Source organism: Roseimaritima multifibrata (genome assembly GCF_007741495.1).
GTDB classification, from domain to species: Bacteria; Planctomycetota; Planctomycetia; order Pirellulales; family Pirellulaceae; genus Roseimaritima; species Roseimaritima multifibrata.
The window spans coordinates 1,280,114-1,299,877 of record NZ_CP036262.1 but is presented as its reverse complement, the minus strand read 5'-3'; the positions used below and the strand labels follow the sequence as shown (position 1 = coordinate 1,299,877).

At 55.6% G+C, this 19,764-nt stretch carries 16 protein-coding genes; 10 read left to right on the top strand and 6 right to left on the bottom strand.

The annotated features are described in order from the left end of the window. Positions 1–79: 79 nt before the first annotated feature. The gene (locus FF011L_RS04920; RefSeq protein WP_218933018.1) at positions 80–1,072 is read left to right on the top strand and encodes a GNAT family N-acetyltransferase; all 993 of its coding nucleotides are present in this window, start codon (positions 80–82) and stop codon (positions 1,070–1,072) included. 93 nt (positions 1,073–1,165) lie between these two features. Here the strand turns inward: FF011L_RS04920 and FF011L_RS04915 are convergent, their stop codons facing one another. Next, positions 1,166–2,173: an outer membrane protein assembly factor BamB family protein gene (locus tag FF011L_RS04915; protein ID WP_246109746.1), complete on the bottom strand. Its 1,008-nt coding sequence runs from the start codon at positions 2,171–2,173 to the stop codon at positions 1,166–1,168. 204 nt (positions 2,174–2,377) lie between these two features. Between FF011L_RS04915 and FF011L_RS04910 the strand changes: the two genes are divergently transcribed. From FF011L_RS04910 to FF011L_RS04885, 6 genes are all read left to right on the top strand, one after another. Beyond that, positions 2,378–3,514: a DUF1571 domain-containing protein gene (locus FF011L_RS04910; protein ID WP_145350577.1), complete on the top strand. Its 1,137-nt coding sequence runs from the start codon at positions 2,378–2,380 to the stop codon at positions 3,512–3,514. 97 nt (positions 3,515–3,611) lie between these two features. Then, entirely contained in the window at positions 3,612–4,199 is a 588-nt protein-coding gene (locus FF011L_RS04905; RefSeq protein WP_145350576.1) for a nitroreductase family protein, read from the top strand. Between the two features lie 26 nt (positions 4,200–4,225). Then, positions 4,226–4,627 (top strand): hypothetical protein, encoded by a 402-nt coding sequence (locus tag FF011L_RS04900; RefSeq protein WP_145350575.1) that lies wholly within the window; start codon positions 4,226–4,228, stop codon positions 4,625–4,627. Then, positions 4,627–5,730 (top strand): zinc ribbon domain-containing protein, encoded by a 1,104-nt coding sequence (locus tag FF011L_RS04895; protein ID WP_145350574.1) that lies wholly within the window; start codon positions 4,627–4,629, stop codon positions 5,728–5,730. Before FF011L_RS04900 ends, FF011L_RS04895 begins: the two co-directional genes overlap by 1 nt. A 111-nt stretch (positions 5,731–5,841) precedes the next feature. After that, positions 5,842–6,720 (top strand): dihydropteroate synthase, encoded by an 879-nt coding sequence (gene folP / locus FF011L_RS04890; protein ID WP_449314210.1) that lies wholly within the window; start codon positions 5,842–5,844, stop codon positions 6,718–6,720. Between the two features lie 123 nt (positions 6,721–6,843). Continuing rightward, positions 6,844–7,530, top strand: a complete 687-nt coding sequence (locus tag FF011L_RS04885; RefSeq protein ID WP_145350573.1) for a TlpA family protein disulfide reductase — start codon at positions 6,844–6,846, stop codon at positions 7,528–7,530. 6 nt (positions 7,531–7,536) lie between these two features. Here FF011L_RS04885 and FF011L_RS04880 read toward each other — a convergent pair whose 3' ends face one another. The 3 genes from FF011L_RS04880 to cimA all read right to left on the bottom strand — a co-directional run bounded on the left by FF011L_RS04880 (position 7,537) and on the right by cimA (position 12,987). Next, positions 7,537–8,181 carry a sigma-70 family RNA polymerase sigma factor gene (locus tag FF011L_RS04880; RefSeq protein WP_145350572.1) on the bottom strand — a complete coding sequence of 215 codons (645 nt, stop codon included), beginning with the start codon at positions 8,179–8,181 and terminating at the stop codon, positions 7,537–7,539. After that, the gene (locus tag FF011L_RS04875) at positions 8,181–11,291 is read right to left on the bottom strand and encodes a valine--tRNA ligase (RefSeq protein ID WP_145350571.1); all 3,111 of its coding nucleotides are present in this window, start codon (positions 11,289–11,291) and stop codon (positions 8,181–8,183) included. The genes FF011L_RS04880 and FF011L_RS04875 overlap by 1 nt, the downstream gene beginning before the upstream one ends. Positions 11,292–11,406: 115 nt before the next feature. Further along, the gene (gene cimA, locus FF011L_RS04870; protein ID WP_145350570.1) at positions 11,407–12,987 is read right to left on the bottom strand and encodes a citramalate synthase; all 1,581 of its coding nucleotides are present in this window, start codon (positions 12,985–12,987) and stop codon (positions 11,407–11,409) included. Positions 12,988–13,157: 170 nt separating this feature from the next. Between cimA and araD the strand changes: the two genes are divergently transcribed. Beyond that, the gene (gene araD, locus FF011L_RS04865; RefSeq protein WP_145350569.1) at positions 13,158–14,882 is read left to right on the top strand and encodes an L-arabinonate dehydratase; all 1,725 of its coding nucleotides are present in this window, start codon (positions 13,158–13,160) and stop codon (positions 14,880–14,882) included. Between the two features lie 34 nt (positions 14,883–14,916). On the opposite strand, the gene FF011L_RS04860 is transcribed toward araD, so the two are convergent. Then, a complete protein-coding gene (locus tag FF011L_RS04860) occupies positions 14,917–15,720 on the bottom strand; it encodes a hypothetical protein (RefSeq protein WP_145350568.1) in 804 nt (267 codons plus the stop codon). A 203-nt stretch (positions 15,721–15,923) separates the two neighbouring features. Between FF011L_RS04860 and FF011L_RS04855 the strand changes: the two genes are divergently transcribed. Both FF011L_RS04855 and tnpA read left to right on the top strand, forming a co-directional pair. After that, on the top strand, positions 15,924–16,673 hold the full coding sequence (locus FF011L_RS04855) for a polyprenol monophosphomannose synthase (RefSeq protein WP_145350567.1): 750 nt from the start codon (positions 15,924–15,926) through the stop codon (positions 16,671–16,673). A gap of 289 nt (positions 16,674–16,962) precedes the next feature. Continuing rightward, positions 16,963–17,550, top strand: coding sequence for an IS200/IS605 family transposase (tnpA, locus tag FF011L_RS04850; protein ID WP_218933017.1), 588 nt, complete (start codon positions 16,963–16,965; stop codon positions 17,548–17,550). Here the strand turns inward: tnpA and FF011L_RS04845 are convergent. Beyond that, positions 17,527–19,200, bottom strand: a complete 1,674-nt coding sequence (locus FF011L_RS04845; protein ID WP_145350565.1) for a hypothetical protein — start codon at positions 19,198–19,200, stop codon at positions 17,527–17,529. The genes tnpA and FF011L_RS04845 overlap by 24 nt on opposite strands. Between the last annotated feature and the right edge of the window lie 564 nt (positions 19,201–19,764).

The window sequence follows — 19,764 nt, the reverse complement described above, 5'->3', positions numbered from 1 at the left end:
TCCCGTAAACTTGAACTACGTTCATAATCGCGATTCAATCACGATTGTCTAGCCAAGAATGACAAGAGATGCAAGTTTGATGCCCATTCCCTACCAGCTGACCCCTAGCAAGACGGCCGACATTCCGCAGTTAGCCCAGTTTGCGACTCAAACCCTTTCGATCGGGCGTCAGCACTTGGCACTCAGCCAACTAGCCGACGCCCTCAAGCAGCGTGGGGCCGACGCCGTATTTGGGAGTCAGTGTCTTGGAACCGACGGCATGCTGGCAGCTTGCCTAGCAACCAGAATTTCGCCCGATGCCGCGATGCTGGTCGGATGCAGCCAAACGGAAGACGTTGCTGGCTCGGAACTACTTGAGCCAACCCTCGCACACCTTCTAGAACAGTTGTCCGCAACCGGCATCCGATTCGTCCAAGCATGCTGGGACGATTCCCCGGACGCTCCCCCTTTCGAAAAGAACGGGTTTCAATTCATTGCGAACCTAGATTATTTAGCCGGCACGATCGAAAACCTGCAGGCGAGCTCGAACGACCAATCGGAACGCTTGAAAGCCGGCACGAAGGCCAGTTCCACGGATCCCACCCCTCCGGAATCCACTTCAGCCATCGAGGCGTTCGACCCCGACAATGCCCAGGATCGTCTGGACATCTACAAAGTGGTCGCGGACACTTTTGAAAAGACGCTCGACTGCCCTCGCCTGAATCACTTCCGACCTCCGCAAACCATCGTCGATGCCTACTTGGACTCACCAGCGTTTGAGCCGGCCGGATGGCGCATTTTCCGACAGGGCGGAAAACCGATCGCCTGCCTGATCACCACTCCATACGCTTCGGCAAACACCCTCGAACTGACGTACATGGGAGCCATCCCGGAAGTCCGCGGACAGGGCTGGGGCGGCAAAATCATTGACGAAGCGATCGTGATTGCCAAGCAATTCAAACTGACGGAATTGATCCTAGCGGTCGACGCCAAGAACCAACCGGCGATCGATATCTACCACCGAACCGGGCTGACTTCGATCGCCAAAGAAGCGGTCTGGGGATGCCGGTTACCACAGAGCCTGCCGATTTAATCGGAAGCTTACAAAGATTGCAGCCTTTCGCGCGGGTTGCGAAAGGCTGCTTCAAGTGGCCCTTCTTTCGCGGGGGACGTGCGAAAGGCAACTTTAGTCTTCTAAAACGACGCTATTTGAAACGTTGTTCCCTAAATCTTCGAAACGATCAAGCGTCCAAACGACCTTCTTGGTTTTCGGTTCGATTTCGATGAGGATCGGTTGCCCTGGACCAGCGTGGCAATTGCCGATGACTCGATTCCCGTTTTCCAAAACCTGAACGGTCGTCACCCAGGCCAAGCGAATGCCCGGCAGCTCATTCTGCTGGATGCTCCAAACGATTTCTCCATCGGGCTGAACTTCCAGAACGCTATGTCCGTTTCCGGTTCCCATCAGCGTGTTTCCGTTCTCTAGGCGAACCGCGGAAAAGACCTTGTTGCCAAAAGCTTCGGGGCCATGGCCACCTGCGGCCTGCCGTCCAAACATGGGAACCTGGTACTCCCACACCACTTTGCCAGCCGCATCGTATTCACGAACGGTCCCATCCCCTTCATGGCAAACCAGGTAATGCCCGTTATCCAATTTGCGAGCCAATCGCGTATCGGTATGCGGATGTGGGTGATCGACCTGCAACGGGACTTCCGAATGCACTTTGCCATCGCGATCGACTTCGATAATTCGTTTGCGAGTCGTTTCAGCGATCATCACCTTTCCATTGGGGAGCGGCTGAAAGGTGTGGACCTCGATCGGTTTTTCGGTGGTTCCTTTTTTCGCGGTCGTATTCTGTGACCTAGAATCGTATTTCCAAATGACGTCCTTTGAATCCTTGTCGATTTCCACCACGGCGGCCGCCCCTTCCTGCACCATCAAATTCCCGTTGGGAAGAACGTGCAGGTCATGGATCCCGCCCCATTTTCGTTGCCATTCCGTCGATCCATCGGCGGCCAAAATCATCAACTGATCGCCACCCTGCAGCGCCACGCGATGCCCGTCCTGTGCCCACGCGGGAAGAGCCCCCAGAAAACAAACCAGACAAGCCAGCCGACGCAAGCATCCTGGCATCCCGACACGGTATAGTAAAAACGGACGACTAGAAGATTGAAAACGCGACATTTGCAACATGGATTGAAATTTTTGGAAAGAAAAAGGAATGGTTGGATGCAATCGGAAACGCAGCGAAACCTGATTTTTGCACGGCGATTTCGACTCCACCACTATACCTGGTAAATCGTGAGCCGATTGGCACACGAATTGTTGTCATTATTCGGCGATTTGACACCGCCTGCCCTATTCCCTTGTTTATTCCGCCAGTCCCGGAGTGTTGCCATGACTTACTCAACCATCCCCACGCCCAAAAAACTCTCCTGGACAGAGCCTCTAGCAAACGGCCTTGCCATCGCGTTTCTTGGTTTTGGCGGATGCCTCTTCGGCGAAGTCACCGCCAACGCCCAAGATCCCCTTCCCACCGAGGAAGCGAGCCCCGCGGCCGCTTCGGATGTTTTAGAGGCTCCAATCACAACGGATGCCCGGAATGCAACAAAAACTCCGGCTGCAACGGACGACAAAGTAACGGACGCCACCGACACAGCGGACGCAACCGACACAGCGCAAAAGAAAACCGATACCAAAATCACCGCCAATTCCGATAAAGCGGCAACGCTGCGGAAACTGGGCCCGTTCCTAGCAACCGCTCAGACGGCCCTTAAACGGTTTGATAACGAGATCAGCGATTACACCTGCGTGCTGATCAAACGCGAGCGAATCTATGATCGGATGAGTGGCCCACAGTACCTGTGGATGAAAGTTCGCGAGCGAAAACAAGAAGGGGACGAACTGATCACTCCACTCAGTATTTACATCCGCTACATGAAGCCAGCGGTGATGGAGGGGAGAGAGATCCTTTACGTAGAAAACGAACGGGACGGAGACATGCTGGCTCGACGCGGCGGTCGCAGCATCCCCAATACGACGATGCAAGTCCGACCGACCAGCATGCTGGCGATGTCGGAAAGTCGTTACCCGGTCACGCAAGCTGGTTTGAAGCACATGCTTGAGGAACTGGTCCGGCGAATCGATGTGGAACTTCGCCATACCGACTGCGATTTAATCGAATACGGTTCCGCAAAAATCAACGGGCGAAAGTGCCGACACTTCGAAGTCCGCCTGAACGAGCAACGCCCTGACTCGGACTACAAGATCGCTCGTATTCTGATGGATGAAGAATTGCGGTTGCCGATTTATTTCGCCAGCTACGCATGGCCCGAAGACCCTGAAGCCGAACCTCCACTTCAAGAAGAATATGTCTTCACTCGGTTAAGCTTGAACCCCGGATTGACGGACAAAGACTTTCAACGAGACAATCCAGAGTACAAGTTCGCCCCCGAAGACAGTCAGCCCGATGAAGATTTGAAACGACGGGTAACCACCGAGGCTCCGGCCGCTGCAGACCTCCCGAAGGATTAACATCAACCGAATGTCTTGAAGGAAGCATTGAGCCCGGCATCTGGCGAAATGGTTTCGTGTGACCTCACCCCACGTCTGATTAGAAAGTCTGACCACGATGAATGCTCCGCTCCCCCAAGACTCCGTTCCCCAACCCTTCTCATCGCGTTGGAGTCCGTACGCCTACACGCCGCGAACGGTCGAAAAGGAAAAAATCGAAGCTTGCTTCGACGCGGCTCGCTGGGCCCCCAGCAGCTACAACGAACAACCTTGGCGATTCCTGATTGCGTTCCGCGAACAAGAAGCGGAATTCCAAAGGATGCTGGGCTGCTTAAACGCACCGAACCAAGAGTGGGCAAAACATGCTGGCGTCCTAATCCTGACGGCGATTCACACCCGGTTTGATCGCAATGGCTCAGCGAACCGAGTTGCCCTGCATGACCTGGGAGCCGCCGCCGGCTATTTCGCCTTGCAGGCCGCGAAGGAAGGGCTGCAGGCCCATCAGATGGCCGGCGTCGAATTGGAGAAAATCCGGACGACTTATTCTCTTCCCGAAGGGTACCAGCCCCAAACAGCCATCGCAGTTGGTTATGTTGACACCCAGTCAACCCATTCCGATTTAGCCACACGCGATCAGAACCCCCGCACCCGAAAAGCATTTTCGGAGTTTGTGTTTTCCGAAACTTGGGGAAAAGCCGGACTGTAGTCTTTTCGCGAACAAGAGCCGAAACCATGGTCAGCCAGCCCAGCGAGACGTCAGACCGCCCCCCCCAAGGGTCGCCGCTGTCGTCTTTGCCCGAAGCCGCAAACCGGCGACCACAGGCACGGCGACCACAGGTTAGCATCGCGATCATGCTATTGATGATGACCATCATCTGTACGATGTCGGCAGCGATGTTCTACGCCTCGCGCGTCCCCGCAATCCGCAATGAAGTCTTAGGGTGGTTTGGAAAAGAGGTCGCCAGTGGAGAGACTTCCCGCACTTTGCATTTGACGTTCTTGCTGTTCACCTATTCCGCGCCTCTGCTGTTAGCAGGGCTGCTGGGAATCGGCGTAAGCCTGGTTCGGTGGATTCAACCCGCAGGCATGTCGGATGATGACGAACAGCCCGCAACCAGCCCTTGGGATGATTGATGAAAGAAATCCAACAGGTATGCCCTCGATGTTCGGCAACCCTAGCCGTTCCAGAAGATAGCGTGGGCAGTCAGGCGAGGTGTCCCTCCTGCAATCATCTGTTTGTGATCACGGCAAGCGAAACGCCCGCGCCCGCCCCTCTCTACGCCCCCGAGTCAACTGCCCCGGCCCATTCGACGGCCGATCCAGTTCTCTCGGCGGCCGACACGGTCCCTCCACCAAACGACCGCCGAACCAACCCCGACTTGGAAAATCCGTATGCACCGAAAGGGACCACCACCCATTCACCGCAGCGTGCCTCGCAACCGTTCATAGCGACCACGGTGGTTGCCGATCAGTACATCAGCGCTACGATCTATCTGTTTCAGCAATCATGGCAACCACTGGTCGGAGTTGGCGCGATCCTGCTGGTCATCAACATCCTGAATCAGGTGCTCAGCCAGGTGCTGTCGATGGCCTTTCAGGAAAGTGGCCAATGGGTTTTCATGTTGGTAAACATTGTCATCCAAGTACTTTTATCGCTCGCCTATCTGTACGTAATGATCGGGTTGAAGCAGATGGGTTTCGACTTGGCCCGAGGTCGCCCGATACGTTTCAGCCAGGGCTTTGAAGTCCCTCCCATTCTGTTTGGGCAAACCATTCTGGGATATCTCGTTCTAGGGATTCCCTTCCTGCTATTAGCCGCGCCGTTCGCGCTCCTTGTATTGGGCGTGGATGTACCAGAAGCACTTGCATGGGTGGCTTTTCTTGGTGGTGGATTTATCGCACTTGCCGCCATGACTTTGATGTATCTGTTCCTATGGCCTTGGCAGTACCTGCTAATCGATCGGCGTTTAAGTTTAAGAGAGGCTTTCCAAAAGGCATATGAGATCGCATCGATCAACAAAGTGAATGCGTTCCTTCTACTGCTGCTGGGGATGGGCCTGGGGACTGCCGGGATGTGCATGTGCTGCATCGGGCAAGCCGCAACCCTGCCGGCAACCGTGCTGCTAATATGCACTGCCGTTTTGCAGATGAGTGGCCAGGCAACCGTCCAACCACCGGCCGCCGCTCCAATGATTTCGCCGCTAGACAATCCGCAACCTGGTGCAATGAATGCCTAGGCGTTCGGTTAGCGTTCGCAGGCGGAAACAAAGTCCCACCAGAGCTGGGGACAAGCAAAACCTGGCATTTATTTGCTGACAAAATCACCAATACTTCGGACAAGACAATTCGTGGCCGCTCCTTCTACCCCACCAACGTCCAACGTTCTGTGGCGACTGCGCACGCGGTCCCTGCAGCGGCAAACGCTTCCTATTGTCATGGGCATCCTGAACCTGACTCCGGATAGTTTTTCCGACGGCGGACAACACTCTGGGGTCGCCGACGCAGTTGAGGCTGCCCTGCGGATGGAAGACGCTGGCGCCGGCATCCTCGATATCGGCGGCGAAAGCACTCGTCCCTATAGTTCACCGGTTGCCGGTGACGAAGAACTCCGCCGAGTCACTCCGGTCCTAGAGCGTTTACAGAACCGTGTATCGATTCCCATTTCAATCGACACATCCAAGGCGGTCGTGGCGGCTGCCGCAATCGATCTTGGCGCGGAAATCATCAATGACGTTTCAGGGTTGGAGGGGGATCCCGACATGGCAGCGACCGCTGCCCGGACCGATGCGGGTGTCTGTGTCATGCACTGCCAAGGGACTCCCGCCACCATGCAAGACGCCCCGCACTACGACAACATTACCGAGGAGATATGCCAATACCTTTTGCAGCGGGCCGAAGCCTGCTTGCAAGCGGGGATTAATCGCGAACGCATCTGCCTTGACCCCGGCATTGGTTTTGGAAAAACGCACGAGCACAACCTGACCTTGTTGCGTGATGCCAAGCAATTCACTCAACTCGGCTGGCCCATACTGGTGGGGCATTCAAGAAAAGGTTTTGTGGGCAAAATCCTAAACGACCGCGAGAAGAACCGCGACGCGGGAACTCTCGGGGCGTCACTCGCTTTGGCCGCAGCAGGGATCGATGTGCTAAGAGTCCACAATGTTGCAGATACCGTGGACGCTCTTCGGCTATTCGAGGCTGCAGGCGGCCTAACAGCAGGCCGATAGTTTGCGACAGGAGGATGGAAACATCCTAGGGAACGGACCTCTTTCACGTTCCCTAAGGTTCACTCCAGGCGAGGTCCAATGGTAGAATGAGGCTCCTACCTCCATCCTCCCTTGAAATGATAGGTGCCTCCCTTGTTTGCTGCCGCTCCATCTCTCAGCCTGATCCGTCGCTCGCTTGTTTGCCTTGCACTCGGCTTGGCAGGAATTTCGCTAGGCTGCCAACCCAGTGCCGATCAACCCAGTGCCGATCAGCCTTCACCTGCCGAATCAGAACAAGCGACTGAACCGGAATCCCCGACAAGCGAACCAGCTCCGGCGGTGGACGCTGCCGCAGCCAAACCTACTGTCGAAATCGAATTCGCCAGCTTGGACGAAATCGGCGCAATGGTTAAGAAACTTGGCCGTCCGGCGGTTGTCGACTATTGGTCCTTGGCCTGCCCACCCTGCATGGAAGAATTCCCTGGCCTGGTCAAACTGCACCTCGAACATGGCGACCAATTATCTTGCATCGCCGTCGACGTTGACTACGACGGACGGAAAAGCAAACCTGCCGAATCGTATCGCGAAGCGGTAACCGCTTTCCTTGAAACCCAGGAAGCAGCGGTCCCCTCTTATATCTGCACCACCCCCAGCGACGAAGTTTTTGCCGCTTTGAAGATCGGTTCGATTCCGACAGTGATCCTTTACGCAGCCGACGGAAGTATCGTCAAGAAGTTTGTCGACGCGGGTGAGACCGCTGGATTCGGATACGAAAAAGATATCGTGCCAGCGGTCGAACAACTTCTCAAAGATACCGCGGTCGCGAAGTAACCTGCATCAGATTTCCGAGGCCCCAGCGGGGCCCTCTTGATCAGGCGAGACAAGCAACGTCCGCAATTTCTGCAGGCCGCGTTTTAACAGACCTGCAACCGCAGTATCGCTTTTGTCCATCCGTTCAACGATCTCGATCAGCGTCAGCCCCTCGATGTACCGCAAGCGAATCGCCTCGGCTTGATTTTCGGGTAACTGGTGCAGAGCGGAAAGCAGTTCCAAAGCGGTTTCCATCCGAATGGCCTTTCCGCTGGGACTGGACTGCTTGGCTGGCAGCGAAGCGATCCACTGCGTTTCGCCTGAACCGGCGTCCGGCGAACGGACCGGATTTGCCTCGCGATTCAAAGAACGTTTCTGAGTCGTCACATGCTGTGCGACGGCCGTGGCCAAATTGTTTCGAAGAATATTCTTCAGCCACGCCCCAAATTCGGCAGGACTACTCCCGCGAAACCCGTGCAAATCACGCTGTGCTTCCAGAAACGTAATCTGCACGACATCCGACGGATCGACTCGGCGACGCAAGCGTTCATCCATATAGCGATGCGCTCGCATCAGCAGGAAACCTCGATACCGTTCAAGAAGTCGTCCCAACGCTTCGGAGTTACCGGCTTTGGCATGGACGACTAATTGAGTGGTCGAAGTTTCAGGCACTAATTCAGTTTCGCTTTAAGGCGTTCGATGGCTTGTTTGGTATCTACCAACTGGGATTCCATCTCCTCCAGACTACTCCGTTCCTGGGCGACAATGTCGGCGGGAGCCCGGCTGACGAAATTTTCATTCGACAGTTTCGCATTTTTCCCTTGGATCTGCTTCCCCAGTCGTTCCTGTAGTTTATCCAAACGAACCAGTTCCGCTTCGACATCGATGAATTTTTCTAGGTCGATAAAAACTTCCAAGTCATGGGCTGCGACCGATACCTGGACTCCCGTTTCGAACGGCTCAACGTCACCAAACTGGACCGCGTCCGCCCCCGCCAAAGCCGCAAAGTATTCGGTCATCGGCTGCAGCAATTCAACCGTCGCGGCGTCACAGCGAACGGAGAAGGGAACCTTCTCTTTCGGGGGAATATTCTGGCGACTGCGAATTTCTCGCAGGGCACCAAGGACGGCTTGGAATCTTGCGAATTGCTGCTCGATGGCAGGATCTTGGTCCGACATCGCGGGTTCTGGCCAAACCGCTCGCATTACCAGAGGCACAGCGACTTCCGATTCCTTGATTCCGCGTTTGGGTGCAATTTCATTCAGGTGTCCCCAGATACTCTCGGTCACGAACGGCATCAATGGATGCAGTAACCGCATCAATTGATCAAGGGCGTGAGCCAAAACATTCTGGACCTTCGATCGCTCCGCAGGGTCTGCCAAACGAGGCTTGGCGATTTCGACGTAGAAACTGCAAAAATCGTCCCATGCGAAATCGTAAAGCGAGCGAGCGGCTTCAGCGAACTGATAGGTCTTCAGCGATTCATTCACCGCTTGGTTCACGGTCGACAATCGACTGAGCAACCACCGATCTTCCACATTCAATTCATCCTGCTTCAATGTGGTCGCTTCAAAACCTTCCATGTTCATCATCACAAACCGGGAGGCGTTCCACAGTTTGTTGGCAAAGTTCCGAGCGTTTTCAAAACGTTCGCTGACAACTGCACCACGAGGAATTTTCAGATCCTCTGCGGATTCAGCCCACTGCGTTGCGAACTCTTTTTTGCATTCAGGGCACTCGATCTTCGCCAGAGAACGATTCTTCTTCGTCTGGTCGATCAGACGTTCGCAGTGCGGGCATTCATACTGGACCGGCAGGCGAACGTCCTGCGTTTCGGTAGCCAAGCGAGCCAAACCGAACCGCAATGCATCGGGGCCAAACTTGTCGATCACGTCGATCGGGTCAACGCCATTCCCCTTGCTCTTGCTCATCCGTTCCCCATTCCCATCCAAAATCGTCGGATGGATATAGACTTCACGGAACGGAATGGTTTGCAAATTGTGTTTGCTCATCAGCACCATTCGAGCCACCCACAGCGAAATAATATCGCGGGAGGTGATCAACGTATTGGTCGGATAAAAAGCCTCTAGTTCGGGAGTCTTCTCCGGCCAGCCAAGGGTACTGTGCGGCCAAAGAGCCGACGAGAACCAAGTATCGAGAACATCGGGATCCTGAACAAATCCCAGCTCAGCCATCGCCGCTTCCAATTCAGCATCTTCGTTTCGCAAACAGACAAAAAGATGCTCTTCGTCGTGATGCATTGAAACATCGTCGGCTTTGTCACCGGCTGCCGATTTCACGGCAATCTTTTTGGCAGCGACCTCTTCTGCGTTCATTCCACTGATGGACCAAATCGGGATTCGGTGTCCCCACCAAAGTTGCCGGCTAACCGGCCAATCACGCTTTTCACTTAACCAGTCGAGGTAGCCTTTTTCGTAGCGATGAGGGAAGATCGAAACCTCGTCATCGGTGACCGCATCCATGGCCGACTGTGCCAGCGTATCCATCTTCACGAACCATTGGTCCGCCAGATAAGGTTCGATCGGCGTCTTACTACGATCGCTGTATGGCAGTTCGATTTCGCGGTCTTCGATGTCCCCCAACAAACCGAGTGCATCAAGGTCCGCGACGACGGCCTTGCGGGCTTGCTTGATATTTAAACCTTCGTATTTTCCGGCTGCCTCATTTAGCGTCCCGTCGGAATTCAAGATGTTAATCATCGGCAGATCGCCCCGCTTGCCGACTTCGTAGTCATTCGGGTCATGAGCCGGCGTGATTTTCACGCAGCCACTTCCCAGTTCCGGTTTCGCCCATTCGTCAGCGATCAGCGGGATCGGCCGATCGACCAATGGGAGCATCAGCTGACGCCCTTCGGCAGCCATCCGGCTGAGGAGTTCCAACTGTGGCAACAATTCAGTGCGACGCTTCGTGATCCCTTCTAACTGAGCTTCGATACCAGCACGATCTTTTGCCGGTGCACTTGCCAGGCGTTCTCGCAGTTCCTTTTCGACCCGCTCGAGCGCCCCTTTAGGATCGGGATGCACGGCAACCGCCGTATCGCCCAACATCGTTTCGGGACGCGTGGTTGCGATTTCAACAGAACTTGGTTCGCCTGGTTTAGGATCGATCACCTTGTAGCTGAAATGCCAAAAGTGCCCTTTGACGGTTTCGTTAAAAACTTCGTCATCGCTCACTGCGGTCTGCAAGAAGGTATCCCAGTTGACCAGTCGCTTGCCACGATAAATCAGCTGTTCTGCAAACAGCGAAAAGAAGGTAACGCGCACCGCAGCGGCACAACGATCGTCAAGCGTGAACCTTGTCCGTCGCCAGTCACAGCTGCAGCCCATCCGTTTCAATTGGCCAAGAATGCGGCCTTCATACTGGTCCTTCCAAGCCCAAATACGTTCGATCAAGGCTTCGCGTCCCAGATCGTGCCGCGTCTTATTTTCGTCCTCTTGCAGACGCCGTTCAACAACCGCCTGGGTCGCGATCCCAGCGTGATCGGTTCCCGGCATCCACAGGGCTTCATACCCCCGCATTCGGTGCATTCGAATCAGCACGTCCTGCAAGGTGTTGTTTAGGCCATGCCCAAGGTGCAACGCTCCCGTCACGTTGGGCGGCGGGATCACAATCGTGTAAGGAGGCCGTCCGGTACCTGGTTCCGCATGAAAACACCCCGCTTCTTCCCAAGTTTGATAGGTCTTGGTGCAGACCTCCGCATGATCAAAACGGTTGGGGATGTCTTGGGCATCTGGAAACGAATCGGAAGGGGTCGCTGTCATGACAGTTCAACAAGATCGAACAGGGAAGAAGAAGAATAATTAAGAGGATTCAGCAGAACGAGGCTCAATCACGTCAACATCGCAAGGGAAAAATCAGATCGCTGGGCGGCTGGTTCTAAGCCCCTGAATCGGACTTATGCAATTTGTACTCAAAGGCGTCGACCAGGGCTTTCCAGCTGGCTTCGATAATGTTTTCGCTAACACCGATTGTCCCCCAGCTGTCATTCGAATCACCACTTTCAATATTGACCCGAATATGAGCCGCCGTGCCGGCACTGCTATCGACGACTCGGACTTTAAAATCAAGCAGACGCATTTCCGCCAGTTCGGGATAAGTGCCTTGCAACGCTTTTCGCAGAGCAGCATCGAGGGCGTTGACCGGTCCATGACCTTCGGCCGCATCGAACCACATCTCTTCACCCACCTGCAATTTCACAATCGCTTCGGCGAAACCGTCGGCGTGCTGAGCATCGCGATCGCCAGCGACGATTCGGTATTTAATGGTTTCAAAATGGGCTGTAAAAGTTCCGGCCAGTCTTTTGACCAGCAGGTCAAAAGAAGCTCCCGCCGATTCAAATTGATAACCTTGATTTTCTAAACGGACCACTTCCGCAAGGATTCGGTTCATCAATTCTTTGTCATCTTGCAAATTATCCTTGCTGGTCAGGGCAATGATATTGCTGCGGCCACTTAGTTCACTGACCAAGATGCGACGTTCATTCCCGACCACGGCGGGGTCGATATGCTCGTACGTGCTGGCTGCTTTATTGATCGCGTGGACGTGCATCCCTCCTTTGTGGGCAAATGCGCTCTGCCCAACAAACGGTTGTCCGTTTCGCCATTGCAGGTTTGCCGTTTCATAAACGAAACGACTCAGTTCCGTTAACTGGGTCAGTGGGCGACCGCCGAGTACTTGGTATCCCTTCTTTTTGATCGCCAGGTTAGCGATCACCGAGATCAGGTCGACATTCCCACAACGTTCGCCGATTCCGTTGATGGTCCCCTGGACTTGATCGGCACCGGCATCGACCGCCGCGAGCGAATTGGCAACGGCCAGTTCACTATCGTTATGGCAGTGAATCCCGACCACCACCGAACGGTCTTTGAACAGTTCCTTCACTTTGGCGACGGCCATGGCGACCTCTTCCGGGAGGGTCCCGCCGTTGGTATCGCACAGCACGACCCAGCCCGCGCCGCCCTGGACGGCCGCATCCAGCGTTTTCATCGCGTAATCGGGATTGGCTTTCCAGCCGTCGAAGAAATGTTCGGCATCGAAGATAACGTCTCGCTGTTGCTTTAAAAATGCAACGCTCTCACCGATCATCGCCAGATTTTCGTCCAGCGTCGCCCCGAGAACTTCGGTCGCCTGAAAATCCCAGCTTTTTCCGACCATGGTGCAAACCGGGGTCTCCGCAGCCAGCAACGCCTTCATGCCGGGGTCGTCAGCCGCTTTCATGCTTCGCCGGCGGGTCATGCCAAACGCACAGACTTTGGCGTCGCCCAGGTCCAGTTTCCGAACTTCTTGGAAAAACGCGGTATCCTTTTCATTTGAAAGGGGATATCCACCTTCGATGAACTGGATCCCCATTTCACCTAAACGCTTGGCAATATTCAGTTTATCCTGCAGGGAAAAGCTAATCCCTTCGCCTTGGGTCCCATCGCGGAGAGTCGTGTCGTAGATTTCGATTGGGCGCATATCAGTCGGTCAGTGTTTGCAGGGAATCGGTGTTTGCAAAAGGACATGCTTGCAGCAGGGAGTCATGATTGCAGAAGAGAGCATTGTGCCATAAAACGAAAAGCCCCCCCAGTCCACTCATCTCAGTCCATACGTACGCTCATTCGCCGCCTCCCAACCAACTGCTGACCATGCCTACACACGATCCGACCCAACTTCGCAGCCACCGCTGGTTTGCAGCCGACACGTTACGTGGTTTCGGCCACCGCTCTCGCCTAAAAGGCATGGGATTCGATGACAAGGATTACCGCGACCGCCCCGTGGTGGCGATCCTGAACACCTGGAGCGACCTGAATACCTGCCATTCCCATTTTCGCAATCGAGCCGACGAGGTCCGCCGCGGAATTTTGCAGGAAGGAGGCTTCCCGGTCGAAGTCCCCGTCATGTCGCTGGGCGAAATGCTGATGAAGCCGACGACCATGATGTACCGCAATTTGCTGGCGATGGAGGTGGAAGAGGTTCTCCGCTGCCACCCTATCGATTCGGCGGTCCTGATGGGGGGCTGCGACAAAACCGTTCCAGCAATGCTGATGGGGGCCCTGTCGGCGGATATTCCCTGCCTTTTCCTGCCCGCAGGCCCGATGCTGAAGGCCCGCTGGAAAAACGAAACCCTCGGAAGTGGTAGCGACGCCTGGAAATACTGGGATGAACGCTGTGCAGGAAACCTTTGCGACACCGACTGGACCGCGATCGAAAACTGTATCGCCCGCTCCGCAGGAACCTGTATGACGATGGGGACCGCCAGCACCATGGCCTGCATCGCCGAAACCCTCGGTTTCACGCTGCCAGGCGCCTCCTGCATCCCTGCAGTCCTAGCCGAACATTCTCGACTGGCCGTCCAATCTGGACGCCAAGCGGTCGCGATGGCCTGGGATCAGCTTCGCCCCAGTCAGTTGGTCACCCCCGAATCGATTGACAACGCAATCATTACCGACATGACGATCGGTGGTTCGACCAATGCGATCGTGCACATCCTGGCGATCGCTGGGCGTGCCGGAATTTCCCTGGAACTGGATCGCTTTGACGAACTTTCCAGAACGACGCCCGTCCTTGGTGACCTTCGTCCCAGTGGCCGTTTTCTGATGGAGGATTTTTACAACGCTGGCGGATTGTCCGCACTCCTCGAACGACTGCGAGACCATCTAAATCTGGACTGCATGACGGTTTCGGGAAAAACCTTGGGAGAACAGATCGCGGGAGCCGAAGGGATCAACGACGAAGTGATCCGCACAATCGACAATCCGGTCAGCCCCCAAGGGGGCACCTGCGTGCTGCGTGGCAATTTATCGCCCGATGGCTGTGTCATCAAAAGCATCGCTGCCGACCCTCGACTGACGCAACATACCGGCCCCGCCGTGGTGTTTGATGACTACGCCCACCTGAAGGAACGCATCAACGATCCGGACCTGAATGTCACAGCCGATTCGGTGCTTGTGCTCCGCTCAGCAGGTTCGCTGGGGGCTCCGGGAATGCCGGAATGGGGCATGCTTCCGATCCCGAAAAAACTGCTGGAACAGGGCGTTCGCGATATGGTCCGGATCTCCGACGCGCGGATGAGCGGAACCAGCTACGGCACCTGTGTCCTGCACATTTCTCCCGAAAGCTTCGTCGGCGGCCCGCTGGCGTTGGTGCAGGATGGCGACATGATCGAAATCGATGTCGAAGGCCGGCGGATCGTCTGGCATGTCGATGAAGCCGAAGCCGAACGTCGCCGTGTCGCCTGGACGGCTCCCGAGCCCAAATTCACTCGAGGCTACGGTCAAATGTACGCGTCCCATGTCACGGGAGCCCACCAAGGATGCGATTTTGATTTCCTTGCGGGCCGATCGCCGGGCGCAGAGCCCGACATTTTCTAAGACGATTGGCGTTACCTAAATCGCTAGCTGGCGACTATTCGTAATACGCACTTCGCTGAATCGTACGATCGCTACCCGGAATCCAAGCTTGATCATCCTTGAAAGGATCTTTCAAGCGATCGGGAACGATCGGAGCTGGCAGATGTTGAATTTCCTCCACCGCCTTCTCTGTCGATGGTGGCATCGGTGCCATCGTGGGATGCGGTTTCGGAACCGGGAGCAAAGTCGCCGGATGGGCGTCTCGCCCAGAATCCCCACAATCACAGCCCATCGAATCACATCCGCCAGTATCACAACCACAATCGCCGCCACCGGGAAGAGCACATCGTCCCACGCGGCAATTTGGGGAAAGCCCCAGCACGCACTCCACTCCACCAGCGACTTTGTCCAGAACACAGTAGATCGGATTCGGCGGCAACATCAGCCGACGCAGTGGAGCCCGACATGGTGGCCCACCGAGCTGACAGCTTCCGCATCCGCAATTTTGGACCGCAGTCCGCAAACGCGGGGCAGGGCGGCAGTCCTCACAACCACAGCTAGGGGCCGCTGAACCAACCGAACGATGGTAGTTCACCTGTTCAATCTGCGATTCGTGACTCGGCTGCTCAGCCTGCACGTCCCGGAGCCGCGGTGTGGACCGGGCCGAGACCATTCGCGTCGGTGCGAGTTGGCTAGCCGAAGGTTCGGTTGCCGAGGCGGTTTTCACGGCTGGAATTTTCTTCGCTCCGACATGCAATGCCGGCCAGTCCTGTGCTTGGACGGTTACCGCTGGAAGTCCAAACGAAAACAGCGTTCCCAAGAGGAACGATGAGAGAATTAGGTTTGCGGGGCGGAGCATATTCAATCCCTTTAACGATGACGAGGTTCTACCGCTTGCTATACAACTGATCGGACCGATTCTTTCGGAAAATGCAGAACATTCCGAAAGACCGGCACCCTCTCCGCAAATCACCTATCTTCACTTCCCACAATCCGATCCGATATTTAAGTTGTTACGCTTGGCGTTTTGCTTTCGTGCTTATTTCAATTTGAGAATTCCCCATTTCCACCAGTAATGCTCCTCCGTCGACCGCGGCCCCATCGCCCAAAACTCTGGTCGTTGTCTGCACTTACAACGAGCGGGAAAATCTGCCTCGGCTGCTCCCTCGTATTTTGGCTGCACTTCCCAAGGCCGATCTGCTTGTCGTCGATGACGATTCGCCAGACGGAACGGGGACCTGGGCCGAATCGGCAGCCGAATCCGAACCTCGACTGCATGTCCTGGTCCGCAAGGACGAGCGAGGCCTAGGCAGTGCACTTCGCGCCGGAATCCAGTTCGGTCACCAAGGGAAGTACGAATTTTTGCTGAACCTAGACGGAGACCTCAGCCATTCGCCCGAGGACCTTCCACGTTTGCTTGACGCCGCTTTGGCAACCGACCCGCCAGCAGACGTCGTCGTCGGTTCACGTTATGTCGCGGGCGGCAAAATCGAAGGCTGGCCGCTCCGCCGGAAACTGATGAGCCGGATGGTCAACAGTTTCGCCACCCGCGCGTTAAAACTGCCGGTCAAGGATTCCAGCGGAGCCCTCCGCTGCTACCGGATGGCGACTCTAGCCAAACTTCCCGCCGGTGCCCTCAAGAGCGACGGTTACGCAATGCTGGAAGAACTGCTGCTGGGCCTGCATCGCAACGGAGCCAAGTTCGCAGAAATCCCCATCACCTTCCACGACCGCACCGAAGGGGACAGCAAACTAACCATGGCAGAAACCTTCCGCAGCGTCCGCAGCCTGCTAAGCATGATCGGCAAGTAGCAAGTAGCAAGACCTGCATGCGGCAAATTCAAGAGGCCCGGAGGGTCGGCACAATCTCTGCCGGGGGTGCAAACCCCCGGTCTGCATCCCCCCAAGGACTGCAAGGCCCGAAGGGTCGACACAATTGGTGTCGCGAAGATTACACACAATCTCTTCCGGCCCAAACATTCTTCTAACGCTGATAAAATGGCTGGCGAAATCGAGAACTGCCAAGCTCGACGAACGAGAAGACACAAAGGACCAGCACAAACTTTGCTCCCCAGACTCCAGCCGAACTGCGAGGACAATGATGAGCACTCATCAACAGTTGTTGTACCACGTCGTTTTCAGCACAAAGAACCGCAAGCCATACCTCCGAAATGAAGAATTTCGCGAGAGCGTGTTCGCTTACCTAGCAGGCGTTGCCAAGGAGATTGGAGGATACGCACTAATCGTGGGAGGCTATTTTGAACATGCACACTTATTGGTCCGCATCCCCGCCAAAGTTGCTGTTTCCAATTTTGTCGGCAAGGTGAAGGGCAATACCAGTAAACATATCAACGAGACAAGCCAGATCATCAAGAAGTTTGGATGGCAAGACGGATTTGGTGCTTTCACCGTCAGTCCGTCGCAGAAGAACTCGGTGTACCAATACATTGCCAATCAGATGCAACACCATGCAGCGGAATCATTCGAGTCCGAACACCTTCGCTTACTCGACAAGCATGAAGTCCAATATGACCCAAGATTTGTGTGGGAGTCATTGAGCCTTGGGCGAAATTGTGCCGACCCTTCGGGCCTAAAATCCCATGCTCTGGATGGTGCAGGGGACTCGCTACCAATGCCATTTACTCTGGCAACCACCGCTCACTTCTTAGCGGTTCGAACGCCAGCCTGAATCGTCGTAGGCTTTCACACGTGGTGCCGTGACGGCTGGCCGTGCTGGAGCCGAACGAAGTTCTGGCAGTTGCTCGGCGACTGGTTCACGTGTTGGTGTTGGCCATGGTTGAGCGGCTCTGGTCGGTTCATTGGCAGGCGCCGATAGCGACAAGGATTCGTTGTCGTAGGTTGCTCGCTGAATATCGCTTGAGCGATCGTCGACTGGCTTGCTCCAACTGATCGTCTTGAATCCCCATGCCGGTCGGGAAGCGGTCCGGCCTCCTGCGACTTCTCGGCTTGGAACGGGGGCCGCATCGCGGTTGTCCCAATTCGTTGGAGGTGCGGGAATCGGCCGTGCGTATTCTGCCGGCGGTACAGGCGAAACGCTCGCCCCCGATGAAGGAACTTGATAACCCTGCAACTGCTGCGAAGGTGCCGCTGGCTGTGTCGAAGGTGTGCTTGGGAATGGACTGTTCGCCGCTCCGCCTGCGTAAGGCTGTTGATGATAACGAGTCGTCGGCGATGTACTGGGCGGAGTTGGAGCCCCGGTCAGTGGGCCCGTCGATGGTGTCGACGGGAGCGAAGGAACGGCAGGAGTCGGGTACCGCTGTGTTTCCACAACAGGCGGCAACGTCGGCTGCGGCACATACCCCTCACTCGATGCCCCTGGAGTTGTATTGTTTAGCGGAGCAGGTTGCCCACCGGGAGTGGTTTGCCCATAGTTTGGCTGCCCGTAGCTTGGTTGAGCATACGGATCGAATTGGCCACCCTGGATGCCACTCAACCCTGGAGCCGTTTGACCATAGGGAGCCGTTGCACCGTACGGGCTGATGTTCGCACAGGGATCTACCGGAGCCGCCCCGACCGGAGTCGACGCGCCGGGATCCAGACTGACGTAAGGCATCCGCTGCACTTGGTACTGATACGACGTACAAGGACGCTGCACCGTCACGGTCGTTCCAGTCGCCGGATCAACGGTCGTCTGTGGACGGTAATACGTTACCGGAGCACGGTAGTACGAGGTTCGATAATTTGTCCCAAACAGATTCCCGAAGAACCCTCGAATCCGAGGGAACAAACCGGTTCGTGGTGGTGCCACTGGAACCACAGGCGGAGCGACCACAGCAGGTTGACCTGCCATGTATGGCGTTGCAGCTGGCGAATACGCCGTCACTCCAGGTGCGTTGTAAGTCGCGGGCATGTTTGCCGAATAGGAAGTTCCCGGATAAGGCGTCGGAGAATTCGCATAGGTGTTGCCTGTCCCGTACAGCGATGAACTGAGCGTGCTAGGAGCCGCCTGCGTTGCACTGGCCGTCGCGCCTCCGTACAAACTGCTGTAAGCACCCGCATACCCGTTGGGCAATACCGGAGCCGAAGCCGGAGCCGAACCATACGCAGGCATCTGAGCCGCGTAAGCGGTCGGGGCGCTATTAGCAACCGGAGCCGAAGTCGTCACCACGGGAGGCAGCACGGGCATGTTCGCAGCATACCCTGGGGTTACCGGATACGCCGGACCCACTGGATACACCGGCGCATAACCGGCGGCATAAGCTGGCGGTCGCCCGAACAGCCAATCGCACAAACAACCAGCACTCACTGGTGGCATGAAAGCGAAAAAGCTGGTCGCAGTGAGCGCCAGAACCGTTGGAAGACGACGGTGAAAAATCATCGTGACAACTTAAATTAGCGAAAGACTCGGAACGCAGTTCAGACAAACCCCAAACTGCCAGCCGATCCAGTACAGCAAGTGATGACGACGCTCTGTGACTTTCCGGCTCTCCGATGGAGAACAGCTTGCTATCAGAGCGTGCACAACGTGCAGACCAATCGGTCTCGCGGAATTGGACGTCAGAGAGTGGCCTGCGTCAACGCTTTCAAAGAAAACTTAAGCCCAATGTTAAACGATTACGGCAGCATTTTTCGCAGCGTAACGGTTATGATGATTTTCCACCGATGCTCACGACACTTACGCCACCAACGAAGCGACAAATCGACCATTTGGATCCCTCCAGAAGCCTCCATGGCCAGCTTTACGCAGCTTCACTAGCCCATTTCGGCCGTACAAACAAACCAGCCCGCATAACCACAACAAAACCGACTGGTTTACCAATTCGCTGGGCTCTTTTCCTTCAATTTATCGCGAACCTTGCCGGACCCGAACTAGTTTAAAGGTGTCCAAGCGAGTGAGCGACGGCAACGACCAGCGAAAAAGATTCGCGGCCCCGTCGACCTA